A 26137-nucleotide genomic window follows, 5' to 3' on the forward strand; every position below is an offset into this window, starting at 1 on the left:
AGGCTTTACCCTTGCGTCTGACTGCACTACTGGCGCTCGCACTCACGTTTTTACTGAGTGCAGCGCCGGCAGCATCCGAGCAAGAGGTTACACCAGCCCAGATTGAAGCCCTCAAGGAACGCATCGAGGACATTGATGACTGGCTGGCAGATGCCGAGAACGATCGCTCCGCTCTGGAGCGACAGCTTGCTGCGACCGAACGTACGATCAGCCGCCTGACACGGGAACGTCGGACTCTGCGCGAGCAGGTAAAAACACAGCAACTGCGTCTCAACGAGCTCCGGGGTGAGGAGAGCGAGCTCACACAAACACTGGAACGTCAGCGCGAAAGTCTGAAAAAACAGATCCGCACCGCCTGGATGGAAGGTGACGCGCCCGCTGTAAAAGTTCTGCTCAACGAAATCAATCCGGACAACATTGCCCGGACCATGACCTACTATGAATACCTCAGCCGCGACACCGTCGGGCGCCTGGAAGCCTTCCACAAAAATTTGCAGGAACTGAAATCTACGCAAGCTGCCGTCCAAAGTACCCGCGCTGAACTTGCAAAAACCGAGGAAGGTGTCGTTAAGCGCCAGCAGGAACTGCAAGCATCCCGCCAGGAACGTCAGAAAACTCTGGCGGCCCTGGACCAGGACATCCGCAATCGCCGTAGCGAAAAAGTTGAGCTTGAATCTGACCGCAAGCGTTTGGAAAAACTGCTTTCAGAAGTACAACAGGCCATTGCCAGCATTCCGTCCCCAAACGAGTCGCAGCCTTTCTCATCCCTCAGAAACAAACTGCCCTGGCCAGCACAAGGAAAGGTCATCAGTCGGTTTGGCGAAAAATATGCAGACGGCAAGCTAAGCAGAAATGGCCTGCTCATCCAGACCAGCGAAGAAGCGCAAGTAAAAGCCATTCACTATGGCAGGGTTGTTTTCGCAAACTGGCTTCGAGGCTTCGGGCTTATAACAATCATTGATCACGGCGATGGCTACATGACACTCTATGGCCACAGCAGCAGCCTGTTTACCAGCCCTGGCGACTGGGTTGCCGCCGGAGAGGCCATTGCATTGGCCGGCCGCACGGGCGGTTCAGAGAGCCCGGCGCTCTATTTTGAGGTGCGCCATAACGGAAAACCCGATAATCCGGGGCGCTGGCTGGGCAAGTGAATAGCAGCAGGGCTGACAAATGCGCCCGCTGACGCCATACTGTCGGGAACAGGGAATTCTGCCCAACTTTCTGCTCAACTACCGGAATAACCACGGGATATGTGAATGAGACGGGTCCAAAGAACACTCCAAGCCTTACCTTTGCGCTCTGCCATACTTGCCGCCTGTTTCATTACCTTTCCCGGACTGGCCCTCGCCCAGGACGACCCTTCAGACAACACAAGGGTTCTGGAAGGCATTCAGGACGGTGAGCGTGTTGAAATCACCCTGCCCGATCCGGAAAAGCAATTGCCTCTGGACGATCTGCGCAAATTCACCGAGGTCTTCAGTCGCATCAAGGCAGCCTATGTTGAAGAAGTAGACGACAGACAGCTACTGGAAAGTGCCATCAAGGGCATGCTCTCGGATCTGGACCCACACTCGACCTATCTCGCACCGCAGGACTACGAAAAGCTGGAAGAAAGCACCTCCGGCGAATTTGGCGGCCTGGGCATAGAAGTTGGTATGGAAAACGGCTTTGTAAAGGTTATCGCCCCGATTGACGACACACCTGCCCAGCAGGCCGGTGTTCAGGCGGGCGACCTGATCATCAAACTTGATGAGAAACCCGTAAAAGGCATGAGCCTCGAAGAAGCTGTACAGCTGATGCGCGGCAAGCCTGGCACCATACTCACGCTGACCATCATGCGTGAGGGTGAGAACGCCCCCGTAGAAATAGATGTTGAGCGCGATGTGATCAAGGTCACCAGCGTTAAGAGCCGCATGATTGAAAACGGTTATGGTTATGTGCGCCTGACCCAGTTCCAGGCAGAGACCGGCGGACAATTCACTAAAGCCCTGGAAGGGCTCAAGGAAGATCATGGCGGCACTCTCGACGGACTGGTGCTCGACCTTCGCAATAACCCGGGTGGCGTATTACAGGCTGCTGTTGCAACGGCAGACGCATTGCTGGATGAAGGACTGATTGTGTATACCGAAGGCAGGATTCAGAGTTCGCGCCTTCGTTTCAGCGCCAAAGACGGCGACATCATGGCCGGCACACCCATTGTTGTTCTGATCAACGGAGGTTCAGCGTCTGCATCAGAAATCCTTGCAGGCGCCCTGCAGGATCACAAACGGGCCGTCATCATGGGCACCCAGTCTTTTGGCAAGGGCAGCGTTCAGACAGTGATTCCTCTGGACGAAACCCACGCCATCAAAATGACAACAGCACGTTATTACACCCCCGATGGTCGCTCTATACAGGCCACCGGCATCAAACCGGATATAGAAGTGCGACCTGCGGAGCTCAAGGAACTGGATAGCCGCCCATTCTTTACCGAAGCGGATCTGAGCGGCCACCTGATTGGCCAGGATGAAGACACGGAGGGTGGCAACAAAGACCAGAAACCCGAGAACCAGGTAGGCTCCATCATCGACCGAGACTACCAACTGCGTTCAGCACTCAACCTTCTGAAAGGTCTTAACATTCTCGATAATAAGGGAGCGGACGCAGCACAGTGAAAGCACCCTTGATCCTGGCCCTGGCGGCCCTGGCAAACCTCGTCGCCGGCGCGGCATCTGCCGAACCGGCAACAAATGATGTCCTGCCCACCATCGCCATCATCATTGATGATATGGGGCATAACCTGCACGAAGGTGAGCGCCTCGCCAACCTGGACCAACCACTGACCCTGGCTTTCCTGCCCTATCGGCGGCACACGGACGCTCTTGCCCGCCTGGCACATGGTCGCGATAAAGAGATCATGCTGCATGCCCCCATGGCCAACACCCGGAATTTTGGTCTTGGCCCTGGCGGGTTAACGTCGGACATGGATGAACAGAGCCTGACAACGACCTTGCGCCGCGCCCTGCAGTCCATCCCCTATGTGCAGGGGGTAAATAATCACATGGGAAGTCTGCTGACCCAAAAGCCAAGGCCCATGGACTGGGTAATGAAAGAGCTACATCGCTATCCGGTTTATTTTGTTGATAGCCGAACCATTGCGTCATCGGTTGCAGGTGATGTTGCTGAGGCTTATCAGATCCCTACCATGACACGTGACGTGTTTCTGGATCATGAGCAAACGGAAGAGTTTGTAGACCGTCAGTTCAGGGAATTGATCCGGCGGGCAAAGGAAAATGGCAGCGCAGTCGGCATCGGCCACCCACACACGGTGACCGTCGACTATCTTGAAAAGCATCTTCCATTACTGGATGAGCAAGGCATAGCCATTGCCACAGTAAGCGGGCTCTGGGCTATTCGCAACAACAACCAGAGAATGTTTGCAGAAGGGGAAAAGCAGACCATTCGGCCTGCTTTCGCTAAAAAGGACTAATCCCGGACTTCGATTCCCTGAGCTTTCATGAAGGCCTTGGCCTCGGGAATCGTATGCTCACCAAAGTGAAAAATAGACGCTGCCAGCACAGCGTCTGCGCCACCCTTTGTTACACCGTCCGCCAGATGCTGCAGTTCACCCACACCACCTGAAGCAATCACAGGAACGATCACGGCATCGCTTACAGCACGGGTCAGACCCAGATCAAAGCCGATCTTGGTGCCATCTCTGTCCATACTTGTCAGCAACAACTCGCCGGCACCCATCTCTACCATCTTGCGCGCCCACTCCACCGCATCCAGACCTGTTGGCTTACGGCCACCATGGGTGAAAATCTCCCAGCGAAGCTCCTCGCCTTCCGCACTGACCTGCTTGGCATCAATAGCCACGACAATGCACTGGCTGCCAAATCGATCAGCGGCTTCACGCACAAACTCCGGGTTGAACACCGCAGCCGTGTTGATGGCAACCTTGTCTGCGCCGGCGTTCAACAGCTTACGGATATCATCCACGGTGCGAACACCGCCGCCGACCGTCAGCGGAATGAAGACTTCCGCTGCCATACGCTCCACTGTCTCATAGGTCGTGTCACGGCTTTCATGGCTTGCAGTGATATCCAGAAAGGTGATCTCATCGGCACCCTGCTCGTTGTAACGGCGGGCTACTTCCACAGGATCGCCGGCATCGCGGATGTCCACGAAGTTCACGCCTTTTACTACACGCCCTTTGTCCACATCCAGACAGGGAATAATGCGCTTCGCCAGTGCCATTGAATTTTCCTTCCTCAGCCTTTCAGGGTGTCACAGAATGCCTGGGCTTCTGCAACATCCAGAGTCCCCTCATAAATAGCACGGCCGGTGATAGCACCGATGATGCCTTTGTGAGCGACCGGCGCCAAACGCCTGAGATCATCCATATTGGTTACACCACCGGACGCTATAACAGGAATGCCACCCTCTTCTGCCAGCGCGGCAGTGGCTTCAACGTTTACACCCTGCATCATGCCGTCGCGGTTTATGTCGGTGTAAACAATCGCCTCAACGCCATCGCTGGCAAAACGTTTTGCAAGATCGACGGCCATCACTTCAGATACTTCAGCCCAGCCATCTGTAGCAACGCGGCCGTCTTTGGCGTCCAGCCCGACAATGATATGGCCCGGAAAACGCTTGCACATTTCGGTCACAAACTCAGGCTCTTTGACGGCTTTGGTGCCGATGATAACCCACTGCACACCGGCTTTGAGATAAGCCTCAATAGTTTCTGCCGAACGAATGCCGCCACCGATCTGAATCGGCAAATCCGGGTATTTGCGGGCAATGGCCTTAACAATTTCTCCGTTAACCGGCTCGCCTGCAAACGCGCCATTCAGATCCACAAGGTGCAGCCGGCGGGCACCGGCCTCTACCCAACGCGTGGCCATATCAACCGGATCACCACCAAAAACGGTGGAATCTTCCATCCGGCCCTGGCGTAACCGCACGCACTTTCCATCTTTGAGATCAATGGCGGGAATAATCAGCATGTTCCGTTCCAGTCAGTAAAGTTCTTGAGAAGTTGCAGCCCCGCCCTGGCACTTTTCTCCGGGTGAAACTGCACAGCAAAAATGTTATCACGAGCTACCGCGGCTGCCAGATCAACGCCATAATGGCTGCGCCCTGCGATGTCTGCATTACCTTCCGCCTCAGCGTAGTAGCTGTGCACAAAGTAAAACCGATCACCGTCGGGAATGTCCTGCCACAGAGGATGTTCCATGGCGTGATGAACCTCGTTCCACCCCATATGAGGCACCTTCAGGCGTTCTCCGTTTTCAACCAGGTTCTCGCCAAAAAAGCGCACTTCGGAAGGAAACAGATTAATGCAGTCGACGCCCCCGTTCTCTTCGCTACGGGACATAAGCGCCTGCATGCCCACACAAATACCCAGAAACGGGCGGTCGCGGGAAACTTCCCGCACCAGTTTGTCTACGCCCAAGCGACGGATCTCAGCCATACAGTCTCGTATGGCACCAACGCCGGGCAGAATCACCCGGTCAGCTTCGCGGATATGATCTGCATTATCGGTTACCAGAACTCTGGTATCCGGGGCTACATGCTCTACCGCCTTACGGGCAGAGTGAAGATTCCCCATGCCGTAATCGATGATGGCAACGGTTTTCATCGTTAGTAACGTGTCCTTTGGTGGCTGGGAGCAGCGGCTTAGAGCAGGCCTTTGGTCGAGGGTGTAATACCTGCCATGCGCTCATCCATTTCAATGGCAACACGCAAGGCGCGGCCAAAAGCCTTGAACACGGTTTCGATCTGGTGGTGCGTGTTTTTACCCCTCAGATTATCAATATGCATGGTCACCATGGCATGGTTGATAAATCCGCGAAAAAATTCCTCAAACAGGTCTACGTCGAAGCCACCCACCGTGCTGCGGGTGTAGGGCACTTCCATAATCAGGCCCGGACGGCCAGAAAGATCAATCACCACGCGCGAGAGGGCCTCATCCAGAGGAACATAGGCATGACCGTAACGGCGGATACCCTCTTTGTTACCGACAGCCTGCTTGAAGGCCTGGCCAAGGGTAATACCGATATCTTCCACCGTGTGGTGGTCATCAATGTGCAGATCGCCTTTGGAGACGATGGTCAGATCGACCATACCATGACGGGAAATCTGCTCCATCATGTGTTCGAGAAACGGCACACCGGTATCAAAACTGGACTTACCGGTGCCGTCGAGATTGATTTCAACGCTGATCTGGGTTTCAAGGGTATTTCGTTCTACCCGAGCCTTACGTTCGGCCATGGGGACTCCGTAGCAGATTTAGGTGGCACAACGCCGGAAAACTTTATCCCGGGATTATACCTTTTATGCCTTCAGGAGTCCCATAACCGGCTTAATCGACGCGATAGTCAGTCTTGTGACAATAAAATCAGAAGGCCTTCTTCAGATTCTTCATATACGTATCCACCAGGCCGTTGAATTCATGTTTGATAACCGGGCTGATAGCAAGCTTCAGCAAGCCCGGCAGTGGCAGCGTGAGCTGGGCGCTGGTCTGAAATTTCGCGGCCGTTGCCTTGTCGCCTTTTGCGGTCAATGTCCAGGACCCGCGCACCAGGCCATTACCCTCACCTTTTACCGGCTCCCAGGTAATCTTGCCGGCATCCTTATCTGAAAAATACTTGCTTGCGTATATGGACTGGATCGCGTGCTTGTCGATACCTACCTTTTCCATTTCCCAACGGTAGGTGTTGTCACCCAGATCCGTCAGCTTGTGTACTTTCGGAAAATGACTTGCGGAGCGAGGTACATCGGCCAGCAACGCAAAAACCTCGTCATAGCTGCCCGGAATTTCAAGCTCACGATTCAACTCAATCGATACAGTTATAGCCACAGCGAACTCCTTTTTATGATTATGCTTATCAATATAGTCGGAAAACAAAGGATGCATTTTGGCCCAACACTACGGCATTGTCATACTCCTGCCCTGTTAATTTGTTAACCCTGCGTTATCCTTTAACTTATTAGCCTGCGGATTCGCCCCGAATCCTGAAAGCTCTCGCAAAAACTTCTCGCAAAAAGAAAGGAAGCCTGAATCATGAAAGCCATACGTTATGTGCTGATCGCTATCGTTGCACTTGTTGTTCTGGCCATTGCCGCGATTGCGATTGCCATGGCCGTCATCGACCCGAACGACTACAAACCGCAAATCGAAAAAGTCGTGGAGGAACAAACCAACCTCGACCTTGTTCTGGAAGGTGACATAGGCTGGTCTTTCATTCCCCTCGGGCTTGAGCTTAACGACGTAGAGGCCACCCTGGATGGCGAACGCCTGATAGCCCTGAAGCAACTGGTAGCGCAGGTCGACTTCTGGTCGCTGATTGCCATGTCGCCACAGGTCAGCACCTTCGTTCTGGATGGTCTCGACGCGCGCTTGACGGTTAATGAACAGGGTGAAGGCAACTGGACTCGTATTATGCCAGAGCCTGCAGAGGGTGACGCGCAGGAGGACCAACAGGATGCTGCCAGCGAGCCAGAACAACCAGCCACTGCGGAAACCGAGGGTGATCAAGGCGGCAGTAGCCCTCTGAACTTCAATGTCGAGAACGTCCAGATCAGCAATGCGCAGGTGCATTACAGCGACCTGCAAACTGGCCAGAAGGTGACGCTTGAGGATTTCACGGTAAACGCCAGCAACATTACGTTGGGCTCTGAATTCCCGCTTGAAGTTGGCTTTCGTGTAGAAACAACGCAACCACAGTTTTCGGTAGACGGAAGCATCCAGGCTCGCCTGGCAGCCAACGAAGCGTTGAACGATTTTGCCGTTTCTGGCCTGGAAGCCGAATTCAAAATGAACGGCGAAGCTTTTGGTGGCAAATCCGTAACAGCCAAATTGGGCGGCTCCGCCAAAGCCAATCTGGAAAGCGAAACAGCGACTCTGAGTGACTTCACCGCCAGCCTCGCCAACCTGACACTGGAAACCAATCTTGACGTTAAAGGCTTCGGCGACAAGCCAACCGTGCAAGGCAAGTTAGCCATCTCAGAGTTTTCCCTCAAGGATCTGCTCGAAAACCTGGGGCAACCCGCTGTTGAAACAACCGATGCAGCGGTACTCCAGGCTATCGCGTTTTCGACCAGCATTGGCGGTGATGCGGGCAAGCCCGCCTTGTCTGATCTCATAATCAAACTGGACGACACCACGTTCAAAGGCTCCGGTAGTTATAACCTCGACAACGGCGGCATCGTATTCAATCTTCAGGGCGACAAACTCAACGTTGATCGCTACCTGCCACCAGCAGTCGAGGGCGAGAGCGCAGAAGCTGGCAGCGACGCTCCTGCACAAACGGCCAGCGCAAGCCCTGAAGGCGACCTTCTGCCACTGGAAACCCTGCGCAGCCTTCTACTGGATATCGACTTCGGGTTAGGAGAGCTGATTGTCGGCAACCTGACCATCAATGAAATCAAAGCCAGCACAACTGCAAGCAAAGGCCTTTTGAAGGTAGACGAGTTCAGCGGCAAGCTCTACGAAGGCAGCTTTGGAGCTAAAGCCACTATCGATGCCCGCAGCGATACCCCGAAGTGGGCAATCGACTCCGATGTAAGCAATGTACAGACCCTTCCAATGCTGGCTGATGTAGCGGAAATCACGATGCTTTCCGGCGGTGCCAACCTCAAAATCAGCGCGACAACCTCCGGTAACCGTATTTCGGCTCTGCGGGATAAAGCAGATGGCCAGATCAGCTTCAATCTTGCTGAAGGCCAGTTCCGTAATATGAACCTGACCCGCATGGCCTGCCAAGGCATTGCGCTGGTCAACCAGGATCAGCTGACGACCACCGATTGGGGCGACACCACGCCGTTCAACGACATGCGCGGCACCCTCGATATCAACGGTAATGTCTTCGACAACACCAACCTGGTCGCCTCCCTCGCCGGTATGAAGCTGGAAGGCAAAGGCACCGTTGATATGAAGCAGACCCTGGTTGATTACGAACTTGGCCTGCGGATTGTTGGCGAAATCCACCGCGACAACGCCTGCCGGGTAACTGAGTATGTGGAAGACGTTGTTATACCGGTCGAGTGTCGCGGTGATTTCTCGGCAGGCGCAGCTAGCCTGTGCTCCTTTGACGGTTCCCGCTTCCGCGACACACTGAAAACAATCGCGGAAAACGCGGCGCGTAAAAAGGCCCAGGAAGAAGTCGACAAAGCAAAAGGCAAAGCCGAAGAAAAAGTACTTGAAAAGCTGGAAGAAAAACTCGGCGAAGGCTCGGGTGACAAGGTAAAAGACGCCCTTAAAGGCCTGTTCAAGTGACAGCAGACCGCTTCGCTGAAAATCTTCTAGAATGGTATGACAATCACGGCAGGCACGACCTGCCGTGGCACCACAACCGCAGTGCCTACAGGGTGTGGGTTTCTGAAATCATGCTTCAGCAAACCCAGGTTGCAACCGTTATCCCCTATTTTCAGGCATTCATGGAACGCTTCCCGGATGTGCAATCCCTCGCAGAGGCGCCGGTTGATGACGTGCTCAGCCACTGGTCAGGGCTGGGCTATTACGCCCGCGCTCGCAACCTGCAGAAAGCCGCTCGAACTGTTATAGCGGATTTTGGCGGCACCTTCCCCGAGTCACAGGAGGAGCTGGAAAGTCTTACAGGCATCGGACGCTCCACCGCAGCCGCAATCATCGCTCAGGCGTTTGGCAAGCGCGCCGCCATTCTTGATGGCAATGTGAAACGGGTGCTGGCCCGCTATCACGCCGTTCCAGGCTGGCCCGGGCAAACGCCCGTGCTGAAAAAGCTCTGGGAACACGCCGAAACACACACACCAGATGAACGTGCCCGGGACTATACCCAGGGCATCATGGATCTGGGTGCGATGGTATGCACGCGCAGCCGACCAGCCTGTAACGAGTGCCCTTTACAGCGAGGCTGTACCGCATATGCCAGAGGAGAGACCAACCTTTACCCCGGTTCCAAGCCTAAAAAAGCGAAGCCTGAAAAAACCACCTGGATGGTCATTCTGGAAGATCAGGAAGGCCGTATACTACTGGAACGGCGCCCGCCCAGCGGTATCTGGGGCGGCCTATGGAGCCTACCGGAGCTGGACCCGGCGTATGGCGCAGACGAACTGCAGGATGCATGTGAGCATAAACTTGGATTTGACTGCGGAGAACCGGAGCTGATCAGCGGCTTCCGCCATACATTTTCTCATTACCACCTGCACATCCAGCCCGCCCGGCTGGACGTAACCGGGCAGAACACCGTGAAGGATGATGCCCAACAGAAATGGCTGCACAGGCATGAAGCACTGGCCCTTGGCTTGCCCGCGCCAATCCGCATGCTTCTCACCAACCCGGAACAGACGACCCTGCTCTGACAGCTCTGCTCCAATAACACGGCGCCCGCTCGCTCTGCCGGCGCTATCTGTTATCATCCAGCCACTTACCTATCACAACAGGAGCGATCATGAGCCGCACCGTTTTTTGCCGCAGACACCAGAAGGAACTGGCGGGCCTGGATTTTCCACCCATGCCCGGCGCAAGAGGCCAGGACATCTTCGAGAACATATCCAAACAGGCCTGGGAAGAATGGCAGCATCAGCAAACCATGCTGATCAACGAAAAACATCTCAGCCTGATGGATCCCAACACCCGAAAATACCTGCAGGCGCAGATGGAGCGTTTCTTCAATAACGAGCCTTTCGACAAAGCCGAAGGCTACGTACCACCGGAGCAATAACACCGGTTTGGTCAAAGCCTGATCAACCCTGAAAAGATTCAGATATTTTTCCGGGCCGGCCTTGACTCACCACACCGAAACCGGTTTAATAGCGCCCCGTTGCACAGCAGTATAGCAACTTGCCCGGATAGCTCAGTTGGTAGAGCAGAGGATTGAAAATCCTCGTGTCGGTGGTTCGATTCCGCCTCCGGGCACCATTAAGAATTCAGATGAAACCCGCCTTGTGCGGGTTTTGTTGTTTCTGCAAATCCATTATTCGCAATACAGCACTCAAGCCGCCGAGCACACGCGATTTCGCCCTCCCGCCTTAGCCTCATACAGCGCCTTATCGGCCCGACTCGCGGCATCTTCAACCGATTCCGTAGCGCTATTCACTTGTGCAACTCCGAGACTTACCGTAATCCGAATGGCCACATCATCGCCGGCCTGAACAACATGCTTTTCAACGCCCTGGCGAATACGCTCAGCACAGCCCTCGGCTTCTGCAAGGTCGGCGCCGGGTAAAAGAATCACAAACTCCTCGCCGCCAAAACGGGCAACCAGATCCCTGTCCCGACTGAATTTCTGGAAAATACCTGCCACATCCTGCAAAACCAGATCTCCGGCATGATGTCCGTAGTTATCGTTCACCACTTTAAAATGATCGATATCCATAGCAATGACAGACACCTGCTCCCCCATAGTTCTGGCCTGTTCAACCAGACACTCACCTTCTGTCATGAAATACCGACGATTATAAAGCTGGGTGAGTGGATCAGTAGCCGCCTGCCGTTTGAGATCATCCTGCTGGGACCGGATATCCTCCAGCACTTTGATTCGGTATGAAATGATGAAAGCCAGCGTTATCGCTTCCAGTACAATGCCGACCCCGACACCACGGCTGTTGAGGTAATTGGGCTCGATTAAACCCTTGTAAAACAGCACTGCCAATCCGTTGAACACTACAAAGAAGCTGTGCCCCACGAGAAAGAATTTTGCCAGGGGGTGGCCTTTGCGCAATATCGAGAGGCTTACCGAAAAAGTGACCACCATCATCAGCGCCGCCAGGCTGCTTGCGGGTATTAAAGCCCCTTCAATATCGACCAGACCATAACAAAAGCCCGCGACCAGCAAGGCCAGCAATCCATTCAGAATTTTATGTTCGGTAACATAGAACTCGCGGGTCTCGAAAATCACCATCATGAACAGCACAAGAAAAATCGGCATGGTGAATACCGACAGGTTCAATATGAAAACGGCATCTCCATAGATATTGAACGCCTCAGCAATCAGCCCGTAAGACAAGGCTATCCAGACGACGCCAGAAATCAGGTAAAGGGAGTAAAGTATGTTTTCTTTCTTGCTGGTGGCGAAGTAAAGCAGGCCGTTGTAGAACACCAGCGCCAGCATCATCCCTACCAGCAAGGCGATGTCCAGGTGCCCACCCACCAAAGCCTTTCGCGAGTGCTTGTCATCGTAAATTTCCGCCGCAAACCATTGGTGCGAGTACAGCTGGCTGCGAACGTATATAACCGTGGTCTCCCCCGCAGGCACCGCAAAGGGATATACGATCGTGCCCCGATACATCAGGGGGTTGTCGCCGGCATCGTTAAGGTCAACTGTCGCCTGGCTCTCCAGACCGTCGGAGTGTTCCTCATAAATATCGATTGAGCGAACCTGGTAGGCCATGGGCATGTGCAGAAACAGAGCCTTTTCCTCAGGCTCAGGGTTATAAAGCGCAATCCGGTGCCAGGTAACCGATGCTCCAGTGCCAAGAGTGGCTGTGCTGTTTGCAGCTTCGAAGGTCTCCTTGCGAGCTGCCTCGTAACTCAGAGACTGCGAGTTATCGACAAAGTACCCGACGCCAAAGTCCGTCAACCGGATCTCGTCACCGCTCACATCCAGGGTTGGCGCTGCGTGCGCGGCAATACTTACAACCCAAAACAGAAGAATGCAAACGATCATCCTGCCCGGCGCCACTCCGGGGGCAACCGGGGGGATCATCGGGAGAGACATGGGGAGTGTCCTTGCGCCTGCAAATACTTGATGTCGACCGCTCCGGTTTATCGGTGGATTTGCATTGGTAATGAAGCAGTTGCCCTGCGCGCTCTGTAACTTCAGCAACTGTATTTAACTGCAATTTGTTAGCCATGACCATGATTGCGTCAACAATCTTTCGGAAGTGCCTTACCGAATCGGCAACACGTCTCACTACTATAAAAACCTACCCGAAGACATTTACTCCCAGCCTGGATTAAATGCCATACTCACTTCCTTGCAGTGGGGCTTGGCGTTACCAATAAAACAATAATGAGGCTGATAATGGCGGACCACTACGTCGCTTTTTCTATCCCTTTTTTTCTACTGTTCATTGCCATGGAATCACTCTTCTTCTGGCGTAAAAACCGGACAACACTTCGGCTGAACGACAGCCTTACCAACATGAGCTGCGGCATTGTTACGCTGATTTTTGAGCTCTTTACCAAAGGTGGGCTATTCCTGATTTTTGCCTTTTTGTCAGGAAGATTTGGCCTGATTGATTGGGGTATGGGCTCTGCGCTTACCTGGATTCTGTTTTTCTTCGTTTTCGACTTTTTCTACTATTGGGGCCACCGCCTGTCTCACACAGTTAACTTTATGTGGAGTGGCCACCTGCCTCACCACCAGAGCGAGGAATACAATTTCACTGTCGCTCTGCGGCAAGGCGCCTTTCAGGACACGTTGATGTTCCCTGTTTTTATTCCGATGGCTTTGATGGGCTGCCCGGTCGAAGTATTTGCAACCGTGCTGCTGTTGAACAAGCTCTTCCAGTTCTGGATACACACCCGTTCCATTGGTCGCGTACCTTTCATTGAAGGCATTCTTAACACACCTTCAGCCCATCGCGTTCACCATGCGGTGAATACCCGGTACGTCGACAGGAACTATGGTGGTGTGATCATGCTGTGGGACAAGCTTTTCGGAACCTGGGCTGAAGAGCGTGACGACGAACCCTGTGTTTTTGGTGTGCGTAAGCCCTATCGCAGCTGGGATCCTGTATCCGCTCACGTAGATTGGTGGGCAAAACTGTGGAAAGACGCAGTGAATACGCAAAAATGGCCAGACAAAATCAAACTCTGGTTCATGCCAACGGGCTGGCGCCCTGCAGATGTTGCGGAATCAGATCCCTGGCAGCCCTATGACATTGAAAACTATAAAAAGTACGATCCTGAAACGAGCTTCTGGAAAAAAACCTTCGCAGTCGCGCTCTTTTTAGCGACCCTGCCGCTTATCAGCTATCTGCTACTTGAGCAGTTCAATCTGTCTATATGGGAAAAAGCGGGGCTTGCTGGGGTAATACTTACATGCCTCTATACCTGCGCTTATCTGCTTAAGGGGAGCACGCAGCTGGCATATGATAAAACGCATGAGAATGCAGGCTATTGAAGCCGGGGAGCAAGAGAAGAGCGAACGAAGGATTTTCGTAAAACCACCTCTCAGGCAGCCTTGCGAAAATCCTCCATCCGTACACTCTTGTCGCGATTGCGGCTGTATTTGCTTTTATCCTCAACAACACGCATCTGGTATTTCGGGGTTTTAAGATCACGCTGCACTTCACTGTGCCTGGTGGGCTTTGCCTTCTTTCTAGCCATAGTAATATCTCCAACAGTATTGTGTTTACACCCCATGATTATAGCACCTGCTGATGCTTCAACGAGCATACGGAAAGACACTCACCCGCTGATCGAGGGAAAGCGTCCAGCCGGCCGCGCTGATATCTCTTGATTCGGCTCATTGATTTACACACACTTGAAGGCCAGCTCCCCAGCGAATAACTGCCTCTATGCTCTACAAATTACTGCCTGGTTTGCTTTGGCTACAGGGATATACAACCCATACGCTAAGACAGGATGTGGTATCGGGCCTCGCTATTGGCGTCATGCTGATCCCGCAAAGCATGGGATACGCGGTACTCGCCGGGCTACCACCGGAGCTCGGGCTGTACGCCTCGATTTTCCCTCCACTGCTTTACGCCTTACTCGGAACGTCCAACAAGATTTCCATTGGGCCGGTAGCGCTGGATGCGATTCTTATCCTCTCCGGCCTGAGCGTGCTTGCAGAACCGGGAACGGACCAGTACCTGCAACTTGCGATCGAGCTGACACTGCTAGTGGGCTTGATTCAGTTTGCCTTCGGGCTTCTGCGCTTCGGTTTTATTGTCAACTTTCTTTCCTACCCGGTTATTGTCGGTTACACCTCTGCTGCAGCGATTATCATCATAGGTAGCCAACTCCAGAGCCTGGCAGGTGTTCATGTCGACAGCGCCAATGTGCTGGACCTCTCCTGGCAGCTGCTGACACACATCAGCGACTGGCACGGCGTTACGCTGGGAATCTCAGTGGCGAGCCTGCTGTTTATCTTTCTGTGCAAACGCTTCCTGCCAAAGCTACCCAACGCACTGCTCCTGCTGGTTGGCAGCATGCTGCTGTCGGGGCTGTTTCATGCTGGGCTTGCAGGTGTCGAGGTCATAAACTCAGTGCCACGGGGCTTCCCTCCGCTGCAATTCCCGGATATCGATTTCGATAAACTCACCGAGCTGTTGCCGGTGGCATTTACCGTGGCCCTGATGGGGTTCGTGGGCACCATGTCGATATGCAAGTCCCAGGAATCGCCGAAGGATAAGTACACCGTTCAGCCGAACCAGGAACTGGTCGCGCTTGGCCTGGCGAACGCCCTGGGTGCAATGTTCCGCAGTTTCCCTGTGTCCGCCAGTTTTTCACGCAGTGCCGCTTTCCGTGAGGCAGGCGGCCTGACTCAGGTGTCTGCAATCGTTTCTTCCGGTCTGATTGCCGTCACCGTGGTTTTTCTTACGCCGCTGTTTGCCGACTATCCCTTACCCAAAGCTGTTCTGGCGGCAATCATCGTGATGTCGGTGCTGGGGCTGTTCAAGTACAAAGAAATGAAAGTTCTGTTTCGGCAGGACAGAAAGGAATTTGTGATTCTGCTGGTCACTTTCCTCATCACACTGCTACTGGGCGTTCAGCAGGGGTTACTGGTAGGTGTGGCAGTGTCGCTGGTACTGGTTATATACAACAGCACAACACCCCACATAACAGAGCTGGGCAAGATTGACGGTGAGGATCTCTACCGGAACATCCATCGTTTCGAAAGCATCAGCGTGCGCAAGGACCTGCTGATTTTCCGCTTCGATGCGCCGTTGTATTTTGCCAACAAGGATTATTTCAAATCGCGGCTGTACAGCATGATGAAACTACGCCCCGAGGGTTCATTGAAGGCCGTGATACTGGATGCGCAAGCCATCAGCAGCATCGACAGCACCTCGTTGATCATGCTTGAAAGCGTAATTGAAAACCTGCGGGAACAAGGCATTCAGCTTTACCTTGTAAGCCTGATAGGTCCGGTTCGTGACACCCTCACACACTCTGCGGCTTTACGGGAGTATGTTCTGGATGAGCATATGTTCCCCCAGATAACGGATGCCGTGTTGTACATTGACCAGGGCATCAGTTCCCGTGCATCAATCGCCAGGCAAAGCAATGCCGCGAAAACCCGGCGGCGCCGGACTTAGTGGTTTGGCTCAGGCCGGGTTTCCCGCTCAACAGCACCCGGGCCGCCAGCCGCCAATATGGCAGCACCGAATACACATAAAGCCATAACTATCACAATAGGCAACAGTGTTCCGCCAGCCAGTGCAGCCGATAACGCGCTTATCGCGCCAGCGATGGTGAACTGCGCTGCGCCAAGCATGGCCGCAGCCGTGCCCCCAAGGTGCGGAAAAAATTCCAGAGCGTTGGCCATATTGTTGGGAATGATAGCGCCCATGAAGCCAACAGACGAGATGATGCAGGCAGCAACCACCCAATAGGGTGCGCCTGCCCAGGCGCTGGTTACCAATAAACTGACAGCAATAGCCTGGAGAAATACACAGCCCCTGAGTATCCGCACCGATTCATACCGGTTGAGCAAGCGCCGATTGAGCAGATTGAGGCTGGCCATAGCGACGATATTCGCAGCGAACAAGGCAGAGAATGTTGCGTTGGAGAGCCCGAACCATTCCTGATAGATGAACGATGCGTGGGTTATAAACACCAGCATGGCGCTGAAACATAGCGCCTGCAAACCAACAAACCGCATGGTTACGCGATGGCGAAGTACCAAACCATAGTTGGTAACCAGCGTAGACACAGGCGTCTGACTTTTTTGCCGCGGCGGCAGCCGCCGGAACAGCACAAAGTGAAGAACAATGGCCAACAACACGCCATAAACCGCCAACGCCAGAAAAATCGAATGCCACTCACTCAGGTACAGCAACAGGGTGCCGATTGACGGTGCTGCAGCCGGCGCTATGAACATAACCAGCCCGATCAGCCCGAACAGGCGAGCGGCATCCTGCCCATGGGTCTGATCACGAACAATGGCCGGAACAGACACCGCACAAAAGGCTCCGCCAATGCCCTGGACAATCCGCCAGCCCAGCATTTCCGGAAGTGTTTGCGCCTGGGCAATCATGAATGCTGTACAGGAAAACACCGCCAGGCCAGTGAACAGAATCTGCTGCCGGCCATAACGGTCTGACAATGGCCCGCCCAGCAGTTGCGCAAGTCCCAGGGCACCTACGTAGGCACTCAGCGTCAACCCCACGCCTCCGTGGCCAAGGCCGAGATCATCGGCGATTTCCGGAAACGCTGGTAAGTAGGCGTCCAGTGCCAAAGGGCCGAGGGCTACGGTCATGCCCAGCAGGATGGCTAGTTGAAGATGAGACAGAGCCGTTGCTTTCAAACCGGCGCCCCCAAAAAAGTAACCAGACAGAACATGAAAAACCTTAAATTGTTAGGGTGCTTATTACGTAACAGTCTACATCATCAGCGCAAAATACACTCCCTGCTCAGCGCCTGACTAACATTACGGCGCTTGCTCCGAAGGCTATTGCCTTTACTATTTCCATAACCAGATCTTAGCTGCGCCTGAATCTTTGCGAGCTTGCGCCGATAGCTGGAACAGGTTTTTTTCTGCTGTGCCAGCGCCCTCTCTTTCGACTTGTTACGCGCTGAATCACGTTTGCGATCAGATGAGAGCATGCCCTTCACCTGTTTACGGATCGCCGAAATCCGCCGGTGCTGCTGAACATTCTCAGCCATTGGTACAGTCACCGGGGCGGCCACTTCAACCGGTCGGTGATGCTTATCAGGTGGTGGGGTATCTGTGAAATGCACAGCGCCACTGGCGTCTGTCCAGGTGTAGATATCGGCAAAGACCGATGATGAGTAAACAAATGTCAGAATCGCAACTGCCATAATCCCTGGCATAACAATCCACTCCCTGTGGTTACGTTAATTGCCGGGGCAGTATAACGATTACCACAGGGTGTGTAATGGAGACTGCAACAGAGATTGCAGTGGAAAGTGCGACAGCCAGTGAAATCCGGGACCGGACAACACTTACTGGTCGAGCAACTCCACCCAGTGCTGCACCGGCACACTGGATTTGGTCTCCAGATGCATCTGGCAGCCAATATTGGCCGTTACGATACGGTCAGGACTGTCTATGGTCAGCGCTTTGAGCTTGTTGCTCAGCAGCTTCTGGCTGAGCTCCGGCTGCAGCACGGAGTAGGTGCCCGCTGATCCACAACACAGGTGCTTGTCTTTGGTGATTGCCAGATTAATACCGGCTTTGGTTAGCACCTGCTCCACAACACCGCTTTGTTTCATGGCATGTTGCAGCGTACAGGGGCAATGAAACGCCACTTTGCCGGCATTCTGCTGAACCTTCAGAGCTTCAAGGTCCTGTTTCAACAGGAACGCGCCAAGATCTGTGCAGAGTTCACTGACTTTTTGAGCCTTCGCAGCGTATGCGGGATCATCCTTGAGCAAGTGCCCATAATCCTGAACCATGGCGCCACAGCCAGAGGCTGTCATTACCAGAGCTTCGGCACCGGACTCAATAGCCGGCCACCAGGCATCAATGTTCTGGCGCATGCGCTCCAGACCTTTCTCATGTTCGGAAAGATGGTAGTTCACGGCACCACAGCACCCGGCTTCCGGCGCTTCAACCATGGTAATGCCGAGCTTGTCCAGCACGCGAGCCGCTGCTGCGTTGGTGTTCGGTGTTGCTGATGGCTGCACGCAGCCGGCCAGAGCCAGAACAATCCGGTTATGGCTCGCAGCCGGCCAGGGGCTGGCATGCTTTCTGGGTGGCACTTTGGCGCGCAGCTTGCCGGGCAGTATGGGGGCAAAAGTCTGCCCGAGACGCAGCATGAAACCGAACAGCACGCGGTTGGGGAGAACCCGCGCCAGGGCCCAGCGCATCCATTTGTCTTTCGGTCCACGGGGCAGTTCTTTATCGATGAGGTTCCGGCTGATGTCTACAAGGCGGCCATATTTAACCCCGGAAGGGCAGGTGGTTTCGCAGCTGCGACAGGTGAGACAGCGATCGAGATGCTCACGGGTTTTTTCGGTAACTTCGGCACCCTCAAGAAACATCTTCATGAGGTAGATACGGCCACGGGGGCCGTCTCGCTCATCATTCAGTTCCTGATAGGTCGGGCAGGTTGCGGTGCAGAAACCACAGTGAACGCAGGCCCGCAGGATGGCTTCCGCTTCCTGTCCTTCCGTTGTGTTGGCAAATTGTTGAACCAGGTTTGTTTGCATGTTTTACCCGCTTTGAACTCTCATTCGGTGTTGTAGCAACCGAGCCATACCCCTTCTGAAACACGCTGTAAATACTTCCCTGTACGCTTGGCTACGCCATCCATGGCTTCGCACAGTTTCAGAAGGGGCATGGCTCGGCCGCTTGTCTGGCCTTGGTAGATCTACATCCAGCTATACAGTCGTCCGGGGTTGAATATACCGTCGGGGTCGAACGAATTTTTCACTCGCTGCTGAATGGTTTTAAGCGCACTGGGTTGGCTGTGCATTACCTCGCCGGTGCGATCACCACCCCGGAACAGGCTCACCTGCCCGCCGGCGGCGCGAGCCAGTGGTTCCATGTCGCTGAGCTCTCCAGCTCCGCGGAACCAGCGTTGAGAGCCGGCCCAGTCGATAAACCAGTTGCCCTCAAGGCCAGGGTTATCGGCCGTGGAACCTACAGAGAAGCGCCAGAGCGGTGCATCTTTGTCAGCAAAGAATTCGTGCTGCATGTCCTGCACTGAGCGCCAGAACGCCTCACCTTTCTCCATAACCTCGCCGCTCCACTTTTCAGCGGTAGCTTCAACCGCCGATTTGGCGCCAGAGAGCCGAAGGTAAACCTTGCCGTCGACCCAGCAGGCAGCGGTGATCGGCTTTGGCTCTGCTGCGCGGCTGTTCATGTAGTGCAGCACTTCATCCATTGCCATGTCCTGCACAAGAGTGAGGCTGGCGGCCGGGTGTGGCATCACTTTAAGGCTGATTTCAGTAATGACTCCCAGGGTGCCAAGTGCGCCTGCCTGGAGCCGGGATACATCGTAGCCCGCGACGTTCTTCATCACTTCGCCGCCAAAACGCAAATGCTCCCCTTTCCCGTTGAGCAGACGTATGCCCAGTACCTGATCCCGCACAGACCCTGCCCAGGGCCTGGAGGGGCCTGAAAGGTTACAGGCCAGGGTTCCGCCGATGGTGGATTCAGGGCCAAAGTGAGGCGGTTCGAAGTGCAGCGCCTGACCTTGCTCGGCAAGCACAGCCTCAATATCACGCAAGGGTGTCCCGGCGCGAACCGTCATCACCAGTTCTACCGGATGATAATCGACAATCCCGCGATGCCCGCCGACATTGAGGTCGCTGGCATCGCGGCTTGGTTCCCGACCAATAAAGGCTTTTGTGCCACCGCCGATAATGTTGAGCTTCTCCCCGCCAGAGCGGGCCTGGAGCACTTGCTCCTGCAGTTGTTGAGAGATATCAGCCATGGGCGGCTTCCGTATGTTCGTGCTTGTGTTGTTTATGCTCGAGTGAGCGGTATTCCTGACAGAACTTCAGCGCGGGCACGCCTTTACCGGGGTTGAGAATACCCGCCGGGTCAAACGCCGCCTTCACATCATGAAACTGCTGAAGCTCCTGGTCGTTGAACTGAACGGCCATCTGGCGGATTTTCTCCACACCCACTCCGTGCTCACCGGTAATACAGCCACCGACTTCAACGCACATCTCGAGAATGGCAGCACCGAAGGCTTCCGTACGCTCAAACTCTCCAGGCACGTTTGCATCAAACAGAATCAGCGGGTGCAGATTGCCGTCGCCCGCATGGAATACGTTAGCCACACGCAACCCGAACTCCTCAGACAGCTCCTGCATATCCGTGAGTACCTTCGCAATATGGCGACGGGGAATGGTGCCATCCATGCAGTAGTAATCGGGCGATATGCGGCCAACCGCCGGAAAAGCGGATTTCCGGCCCAGCCACATCAATGCCCGCTCCTGCTCGCTTTGTGAGGTGCGCACCGACGTAGCGCCGAGCTTTTTGAAAACCGCCTCGGCCTCGGCGATGTGCTCGTGCACTTCTTCTTCAGTACCGTCCACTTCGCAAAGAAGCAGCGCTTTGGCATCACGGGGGTACCCGGCGCCGGCAAAATCATCAGCCGCCACAATGGCGTGGCCGTCCATCATCTCAAGACCGCCCGGAATGATGCCGTGTGAGATAATCCCGCCAACTGCATCGCCGGCTTTCTGAACGCTGTCAAAACCGGCCATCACGACCTGTGCCACCTCAGGCTTGGGCAATAGCTTTACCTTCACTTCGGTTACTACACCCAGCAGCCCTTCAGAGCCGGTCAGCAAGGCAAGCAGATCCATGCCACAGCTATCCAGCCCGCTGTTTCCGACAGTCACCACATCGCCTTCAGCAGTCACCATCTCCACACTAAGTATGTTGTGTACCGTCAAACCGTATTTCAGACAGTGCACACCACCCGAGTTTTCCGCTACGTTACCGCCAATGGTGCAGGCAATCTGCGACGAAGGATCCGGCCCGTAATAGAGACCGTATTGAGCAGCCTCCTCACTGATAGCGAGATTGCGCACACCCGGCTGAAGGCTGGCCGTTCGCGCCAGCGGATCGATATGCAGAATGCGGTTGAACTTGGCCAACGAGAGCACCACGCCCTCTTTATTGGGCATGGCACCGGCGCTGAGCCCGGTCCCTGCTCCCCGGGCAACTACCGGGACCCCGTGTTCGTTACAGGTGCGCATTATCCGCTGCACCTGAGTAACGGTTTCCGGCAACACCACCAGCAACGGCATTTCGCAGTACATGGACATGCCATCGCATTCGTACGGCTTTATCGTTTCGTCATCTGTAATAACGTATTCCGGATCAATAAAAGCCCGGAACTGATCAGCCAGTTCTGCTTTGCTGATCTTTGGTTTAGTTGCCATAACGCCTCTCTCAACCACGCTGGGTTTCGAAGTAGTCTATTCCGGCCTGAGCACAATCCATGTCTTGTTGTGGCGTACCAGAGCTAATCCCGATACCGCCGACAACCTCGCCATCAATAATCACAGGCAAACCGCCACCAACAGAGCTTATTCGCCCGCCCACTTCGGTATGAATACCAAAGGCCAGACTACCCGGTACGTTCACAGCGTTGTAATCATGGGTCGCCTTCTTTGCAGCAGCAGCTGTAAACGCTTTGTCCTGCGCGATGGTTACGCTCGTAATTTTGCCACCATCCATGCGTTCAAAAGCAACCAGGTTTCCGGATTCGTCCACGATGGCGATGCACATCGGAATGCCTATTTCCCGGGCCTTGATGGCAGCGCCTTCAATCAGCAAACGCGCCTCAACCAGATCAAGTCTCTTTATCGACAACATAAAACCCTTCTCCTTTTCATTAACCGTATACAAGCCCTGGCAGCCAGGTCACAACACCCGGAACAGCAATACAGACCATCAGACCAAAAGCCTGAATGGCGAGGAACACCAGGGCAGATTTGAAAATCGTTCCCATGGAAATTTCCGGCGGGCACACACCACGGATATAAAACAACGCATAACCGAAGGGTGGACTAAGAAACGACATCTGCATATTGACCAGATACAACACCCCGAACCAGAGCACCACATCATCCCCGTCCACCGGCGGCAAGCCGAAGAGACCTTCAAACGTAAGTGCTTTCACGATTGGGATGAAGATGGGAACCGCCAGCAACAGAATACCGACCCAGTCCAGGAACATGCCCAGCACCACCAGCAGCACCATAAGCAGGAACAGAATGCCGTAAGAGGACATGCCCGTACCCAGAATGGCGTCCGTTACAAATTGCTGACCACCCTGCAGAATGTAAAACCCGACAAACACAGAAGCCCCGAACATGATCCACAACACCATGGCAGAAGCTTTGGCCGTGGTTATTGAGGCCTCACGCAGGCCTCCGATGGTGAACTTGCCGTGCATCATGGCGACTACAATGGCGCCGAACGAACCTATACCCGCCGCTTCAACCGGTGTTGCAATGCCACCGAACAGCAGGCCAAGAACCAGACCCACGAGAATCAGGGGCGCAATAAGCCCCTTGAGAAGAGCCAGTTTTTCGCTCAGAGAGATGCGTTCTTCAACCGGAACGGGGGGACCGAGGCTGGGGTTCAGCCAGCTGCGAATCAACACATAAGCGATATACAGGCTTGAAAGCATCAGCCCCGGAATCACCGAGCCCAGGTAGAGCTCTCCCACCGACTGTTGGGCTACAACCGCATACAGAATGGCCAGTATGGAAGGCGGGATAAGGATACCCAAAGTGCCGCCGGCCATGATGGAGCCTATGGCAATCTGATGGTCATAACCCCGTTTGAGCATGGCAGGCAAGGCAATAATGCCCATGGTTACAACGGCCGCGCCAATAACTCCGACCATAGCAGCCAGAAGGGTAGAGGCGAGGATGGTTGCGGTTGCCAGGCCACCACTCAGCCCACCCATCCATTTGTAAACCACACTGAACATTTCTTCGATCAGCCCTGCACGCTCCAACATGGATGCCATGAATATGAACAGGGGTATCGCAGCCAGATCGGAGTTGGTCATCATCGGGAAAATCCGGCTGGGCACGATGTTCAACATCATCGAATCGCCCACCAGATAGACAAACAGTACTCCAAGGCCGCCCGTTACGAACGCCAGTGGCAAGCCCATCATCAAAGCAACGAAAAGCGAGCCAAACATCAGGTATGTCAACGGGCCAATTTCAACACTGCCAAGACTGCCTGCAAACTTGAACAGGAATTTCTCATCGCTGAACGGATCGTAAAACAGAATATTGATCATCTCGACACAGATGACAAAAGCGAACCCTACTGTGGCCAGAATCATCAGCCAGGTGCCAAGCTTACCCGCCAGGTTAGGGCCTGACGCAGTCGTTGTATTTGTAGTCATGCGACACGCTCCTGGCCGAGGCGGACAAACAGAACAATATCCTTGATGAGCTTGGATACACCGGCGAGCAACAGCAGAGCAGAGCCAAGCAGCATCATGCCTTTGACTGGCCAGTACTGGATGCCCCAGGTCTCAACCGTGGTTTCATTCATGGAGTAGGAGTTCTCGAAGAAGGTCCAGGAAGTGATCATCAGTACCAGCGCAAACAGGAAGAAAAACATCGAGGTAAATATGTCCATGCCAACCCGCCCTCTTATCGGCAAAAAGTTGTACACGACATCAACCCGCACATGGGCGCCATGCAGCATTGCAAACGAACCTGCGAGCAAATATTGCATTCCCAGGAGAAGGAAGCTGGCCTCGTGCACCCACACGGTTGGCTGATTGAACAAGTAGCGCATTACCACTTCAAAAAAGTAAAAAACGACCGCGTTGATCGTCCAGAAAGAGACAAATTCACCGGATTTGTCACTGATCCAGTCAATGGAACGAGTAAACCAGTTGCCTTCAAACTGAAGGAATATCAGAGGGTCATCTGATTCTGCCTGTAACTCACCAGGGGTCAATTCAGGCTCAACAGGCTCAGCACCCCGGGCAGTGGCCCATCGATACCACGCCATCATGATCAGCGGCATTACTGCCAACCAGCCCCAGTACAACCAGTGCGGCATTACAAATCCGAAGCCTTCTAGGTCAGACATCTTGTTACTACCTCAACCACAAGACAGGGAAGGAGGACGGCTCTTTTCCCGGAGCAGTCCCTGCCCTTCCCCACTATGTTTTTATTGTTGTCAGATAACGCGGGCTTATTTGCCTTCCACGCCTTCCAGATCAGCTTCGGTTACATAACCAACAGTGTCGTTCATCATGTATTCCAGCTGCATATCAAAAATTGCGCGGGCATCGTCATCTTTGTTGGCCCACTTGTACCAGATCGGAATCGCTTTGCGGCGGAACTCAGAAAGGTCAGCCTGGCTAAGCCGGGTAACCGTATCGCCATCTGCCTTGAACTTCTCCATGGCCTCGATGTTGCGCTTCTGAATGGTGAGATAGTGAACCTGCGAGTAATTGCGCACTTCATCTTCCACCAGCTTCTGCAGCTTCGGATCAAGATTGTTCCAGTTCCGCAAGTTGACAGTAAGGTCCATCAGATCCACGGGCTGGTAGATAGACATAACACCAGGAGGTCCGAACATGATGTAGTCGGTAACCTGGGAGAAGCCCAGTTCATAGTTCACAGCAGGGCCAACATAGTCAGCTGCGTCGATGGTGCCTTTTTCCAGAGCCGGAAAGATATCCGAGCCTGGCAGGCTGACCGTGGACACACCAAACTCCTGGAATACTTCCGCTACCATCCCGCCCGGCACGCGAATCTTCATGCCTTTGAGGTCGGCCAGACTGTTAACCGCCTTTTTGGAGTGGATAATGTTGGAATCGTGCTGGATCGGACCCACGTAGAACAGGCCGAATTTCTTATAAATTTCCCGTGTTTTTTCGAGCATCCCCAGTGAATAGAACATGGTGTCCCACTGGTGCGGTTGATCCGGCCCTGCAGGGTAGGATGACAGGAAAACCGATGCCGGAATTTTACCAGACCAGTAAAGAGTGAACGGGTTCATGCCCTGCAAAACGCCGTTGCGCACGGCCTCGAAAAGCGCGTTGTTATCAGCGGCTACCGCTTTGGCGGGGAAAGGCTTGAAAATAAGCTCTCCACCGCTTTTTTCTTCGATGCTCTCACACCACTCTTCAAACAGATCGTAGCCGACGGTGCCGGCATCCCAGACAGACTGGATTTTCCAGGTTGTAGCAGCGTATGCCTGACCGGCTCCCATCATCATAGCGCCGGCGAAGGCTGTGCCGAGTGCTGCGGTTTTCAGGAAGCTTCTGCGGGGCGAGGCTGTGCCGGTTTCACAGCCATTCGTATTGGTTTTGCTCGGTTTCATCGAAACGTCTCCACTAAAATTGTTTTTATAGAGTTCAGAGCAACACGGGCATAATGCCCAGTATCAAATACGATATTCGTGCGCCGACCCGGTTTAGTCCAGCAGGCAGTGTACTGGTCAGACCAGTTTTTAAATTTGAAAAAATGGACGAACCTCTCTGAATCGTCCATATTTACAGGGCTAAAGCGCAT

At 54.0% G+C, this 26137-nt stretch carries 24 protein-coding genes and 1 tRNA gene; 9 read left to right on the forward strand and 16 right to left on the reverse strand.

The window, feature by feature from the left end; all coding sequences use genetic code 11:
• The first annotated feature begins 11 nt into the window (after positions 1 to 11).
• The 3 genes from ACN0RL_RS02380 to ACN0RL_RS02390 all read left to right on the forward strand — a co-directional run bounded on the left by ACN0RL_RS02380 (position 12) and on the right by ACN0RL_RS02390 (position 3469).
• A complete protein-coding gene (locus tag ACN0RL_RS02380) occupies positions 12 to 1151 on the forward strand; it encodes a murein hydrolase activator EnvC family protein (RefSeq protein WP_417513305.1) in 1140 nt (379 codons plus the stop codon).
• A gap of 105 nt (positions 1152 to 1256) precedes the next feature.
• Entirely contained in the window at positions 1257 to 2654 is a 1398-nt protein-coding gene (locus tag ACN0RL_RS02385; protein ID WP_417513307.1) for a S41 family peptidase, read from the forward strand.
• Positions 2651 to 3469, forward strand: coding sequence for a divergent polysaccharide deacetylase family protein (locus tag ACN0RL_RS02390; RefSeq protein WP_417513309.1), 819 nt, complete (start codon positions 2651 to 2653; stop codon positions 3467 to 3469). The genes ACN0RL_RS02385 and ACN0RL_RS02390 overlap by 4 nt, the downstream gene beginning before the upstream one ends.
• On the opposite strand, the gene hisF is transcribed toward ACN0RL_RS02390, so the two are convergent.
• From hisF to ACN0RL_RS02415, 5 genes are all read right to left on the reverse strand, one after another.
• Positions 3466 to 4239, reverse strand: a complete 774-nt coding sequence (hisF, locus tag ACN0RL_RS02395) for an imidazole glycerol phosphate synthase subunit HisF (protein WP_417513311.1) — start codon at positions 4237 to 4239, stop codon at positions 3466 to 3468. The genes ACN0RL_RS02390 and hisF overlap by 4 nt on opposite strands.
• 14 nt (positions 4240 to 4253) lie before the next feature.
• Positions 4254 to 4991: a 1-(5-phosphoribosyl)-5-[(5-phosphoribosylamino)methylideneamino]imidazole-4-carboxamide isomerase gene (gene hisA / locus ACN0RL_RS02400; RefSeq protein WP_417513313.1), complete on the reverse strand. Its 738-nt coding sequence runs from the start codon at positions 4989 to 4991 to the stop codon at positions 4254 to 4256.
• Complete coding sequence (hisH, locus tag ACN0RL_RS02405; RefSeq protein WP_417513315.1) at positions 4985 to 5626, reverse strand: imidazole glycerol phosphate synthase subunit HisH; 642 nt, start codon at positions 5624 to 5626, stop codon at positions 4985 to 4987. The genes hisA and hisH overlap by 7 nt, the downstream gene beginning before the upstream one ends.
• A gap of 38 nt (positions 5627 to 5664) precedes the next feature.
• Complete coding sequence (gene hisB / locus ACN0RL_RS02410) at positions 5665 to 6258, reverse strand: imidazoleglycerol-phosphate dehydratase HisB (protein WP_417513317.1); 594 nt, start codon at positions 6256 to 6258, stop codon at positions 5665 to 5667.
• A 127-nt stretch (positions 6259 to 6385) separates the two neighbouring features.
• Positions 6386 to 6847: an SRPBCC family protein gene (locus ACN0RL_RS02415; protein WP_417513319.1), complete on the reverse strand. Its 462-nt coding sequence runs from the start codon at positions 6845 to 6847 to the stop codon at positions 6386 to 6388.
• 204 nt (positions 6848 to 7051) lie between these two features.
• Here ACN0RL_RS02415 and ACN0RL_RS02420 point away from each other — a divergent pair, with 204 nt between their 5' ends.
• The 4 genes from ACN0RL_RS02420 (at position 7052) to ACN0RL_RS02435 (ending at position 10888) form a co-directional block, all read left to right on the forward strand.
• Complete coding sequence (locus ACN0RL_RS02420; RefSeq protein ID WP_417513321.1) at positions 7052 to 9265, forward strand: AsmA family protein; 2214 nt, start codon at positions 7052 to 7054, stop codon at positions 9263 to 9265.
• A complete protein-coding gene (mutY, locus tag ACN0RL_RS02425) occupies positions 9262 to 10329 on the forward strand; it encodes an A/G-specific adenine glycosylase (RefSeq protein ID WP_417513323.1) in 1068 nt (355 codons plus the stop codon). Before ACN0RL_RS02420 ends, mutY begins: the two co-directional genes overlap by 4 nt.
• A gap of 89 nt (positions 10330 to 10418) precedes the next feature.
• Positions 10419 to 10691, forward strand: a complete 273-nt coding sequence (locus tag ACN0RL_RS02430; RefSeq protein ID WP_417513325.1) for an oxidative damage protection protein — start codon at positions 10419 to 10421, stop codon at positions 10689 to 10691.
• A 121-nt stretch (positions 10692 to 10812) separates the two neighbouring features.
• Positions 10813 to 10888: transfer RNA gene (locus tag ACN0RL_RS02435), tRNA-Phe, on the forward strand.
• 73 nt (positions 10889 to 10961) lie between these two features.
• Here the strand turns inward: ACN0RL_RS02435 and ACN0RL_RS02440 are convergent.
• A complete protein-coding gene (locus tag ACN0RL_RS02440; RefSeq protein WP_417513327.1) occupies positions 10962 to 12686 on the reverse strand; it encodes a diguanylate cyclase in 1725 nt (574 codons plus the stop codon).
• A gap of 306 nt (positions 12687 to 12992) precedes the next feature.
• Between ACN0RL_RS02440 and ACN0RL_RS02445 the strand changes: the two genes are divergently transcribed.
• The gene (locus tag ACN0RL_RS02445; RefSeq protein ID WP_417513329.1) at positions 12993 to 14096 is read left to right on the forward strand and encodes a sterol desaturase family protein; all 1104 of its coding nucleotides are present in this window, start codon (positions 12993 to 12995) and stop codon (positions 14094 to 14096) included.
• Positions 14097 to 14146: 50 nt separating this feature from the next.
• Here ACN0RL_RS02445 and ACN0RL_RS02450 read toward each other — a convergent pair whose 3' ends face one another.
• Entirely contained in the window at positions 14147 to 14302 is a 156-nt protein-coding gene (locus tag ACN0RL_RS02450) for a hypothetical protein (protein WP_417513331.1), read from the reverse strand.
• A gap of 191 nt (positions 14303 to 14493) precedes the next feature.
• On the opposite strand from ACN0RL_RS02450, the gene ACN0RL_RS02455 reads away from it, so the two are divergent.
• Positions 14494 to 16239 carry a SulP family inorganic anion transporter gene (locus tag ACN0RL_RS02455; RefSeq protein WP_417513333.1) on the forward strand — a complete coding sequence of 582 codons (1746 nt, stop codon included), beginning with the start codon at positions 14494 to 14496 and terminating at the stop codon, positions 16237 to 16239.
• Here the strand turns inward: ACN0RL_RS02455 and ACN0RL_RS02460 are convergent.
• The 9 genes from ACN0RL_RS02460 to dctP all read right to left on the reverse strand — a co-directional run bounded on the left by ACN0RL_RS02460 (position 16236) and on the right by dctP (position 25946).
• On the reverse strand, positions 16236 to 17450 hold the full coding sequence (locus ACN0RL_RS02460) for a multidrug effflux MFS transporter (protein WP_417513335.1): 1215 nt from the start codon (positions 17448 to 17450) through the stop codon (positions 16236 to 16238). The genes ACN0RL_RS02455 and ACN0RL_RS02460 overlap by 4 nt on opposite strands.
• An 83-nt stretch (positions 17451 to 17533) precedes the next feature.
• Positions 17534 to 17977, reverse strand: a complete 444-nt coding sequence (locus tag ACN0RL_RS02465; RefSeq protein ID WP_417513337.1) for a DUF4124 domain-containing protein — start codon at positions 17975 to 17977, stop codon at positions 17534 to 17536.
• 132 nt (positions 17978 to 18109) lie between these two features.
• Positions 18110 to 19318, reverse strand: coding sequence for a glycolate oxidase subunit GlcF (gene glcF, locus ACN0RL_RS02470; protein WP_417513339.1), 1209 nt, complete (start codon positions 19316 to 19318; stop codon positions 18110 to 18112).
• A 161-nt stretch (positions 19319 to 19479) separates the two neighbouring features.
• Entirely contained in the window at positions 19480 to 20547 is a 1068-nt protein-coding gene (glcE, locus tag ACN0RL_RS02475; RefSeq protein ID WP_417513341.1) for a glycolate oxidase subunit GlcE, read from the reverse strand.
• Positions 20540 to 22012: an FAD-linked oxidase C-terminal domain-containing protein gene (locus tag ACN0RL_RS02480; RefSeq protein ID WP_417513343.1), complete on the reverse strand. Its 1473-nt coding sequence runs from the start codon at positions 22010 to 22012 to the stop codon at positions 20540 to 20542. Before ACN0RL_RS02480 ends, glcE begins: the two co-directional genes overlap by 8 nt.
• Positions 22013 to 22022: 10 nt before the next feature.
• Entirely contained in the window at positions 22023 to 22448 is a 426-nt protein-coding gene (locus ACN0RL_RS02485) for a GlcG/HbpS family heme-binding protein (RefSeq protein ID WP_417513345.1), read from the reverse strand.
• Positions 22449 to 22467: 19 nt separating this feature from the next.
• Positions 22468 to 24003 carry a TRAP transporter large permease gene (locus ACN0RL_RS02490; protein WP_417513347.1) on the reverse strand — a complete coding sequence of 512 codons (1536 nt, stop codon included), beginning with the start codon at positions 24001 to 24003 and terminating at the stop codon, positions 22468 to 22470.
• Positions 24000 to 24704: a TRAP transporter small permease subunit gene (locus ACN0RL_RS02495; protein ID WP_417513349.1), complete on the reverse strand. Its 705-nt coding sequence runs from the start codon at positions 24702 to 24704 to the stop codon at positions 24000 to 24002. The genes ACN0RL_RS02490 and ACN0RL_RS02495 overlap by 4 nt, the downstream gene beginning before the upstream one ends.
• Positions 24705 to 24809: 105 nt before the next feature.
• Positions 24810 to 25946 carry a TRAP transporter substrate-binding protein DctP gene (gene dctP, locus ACN0RL_RS02500; RefSeq protein WP_417513351.1) on the reverse strand — a complete coding sequence of 379 codons (1137 nt, stop codon included), beginning with the start codon at positions 25944 to 25946 and terminating at the stop codon, positions 24810 to 24812.
• Positions 25947 to 26137: the final 191 nt, after the last annotated feature.

The sequence above is a fragment of the Marinobacter sp. genome, from assembly GCF_048259445.1.
Lineage (GTDB): Bacteria > Pseudomonadota > Gammaproteobacteria > Pseudomonadales > Oleiphilaceae > Marinobacter.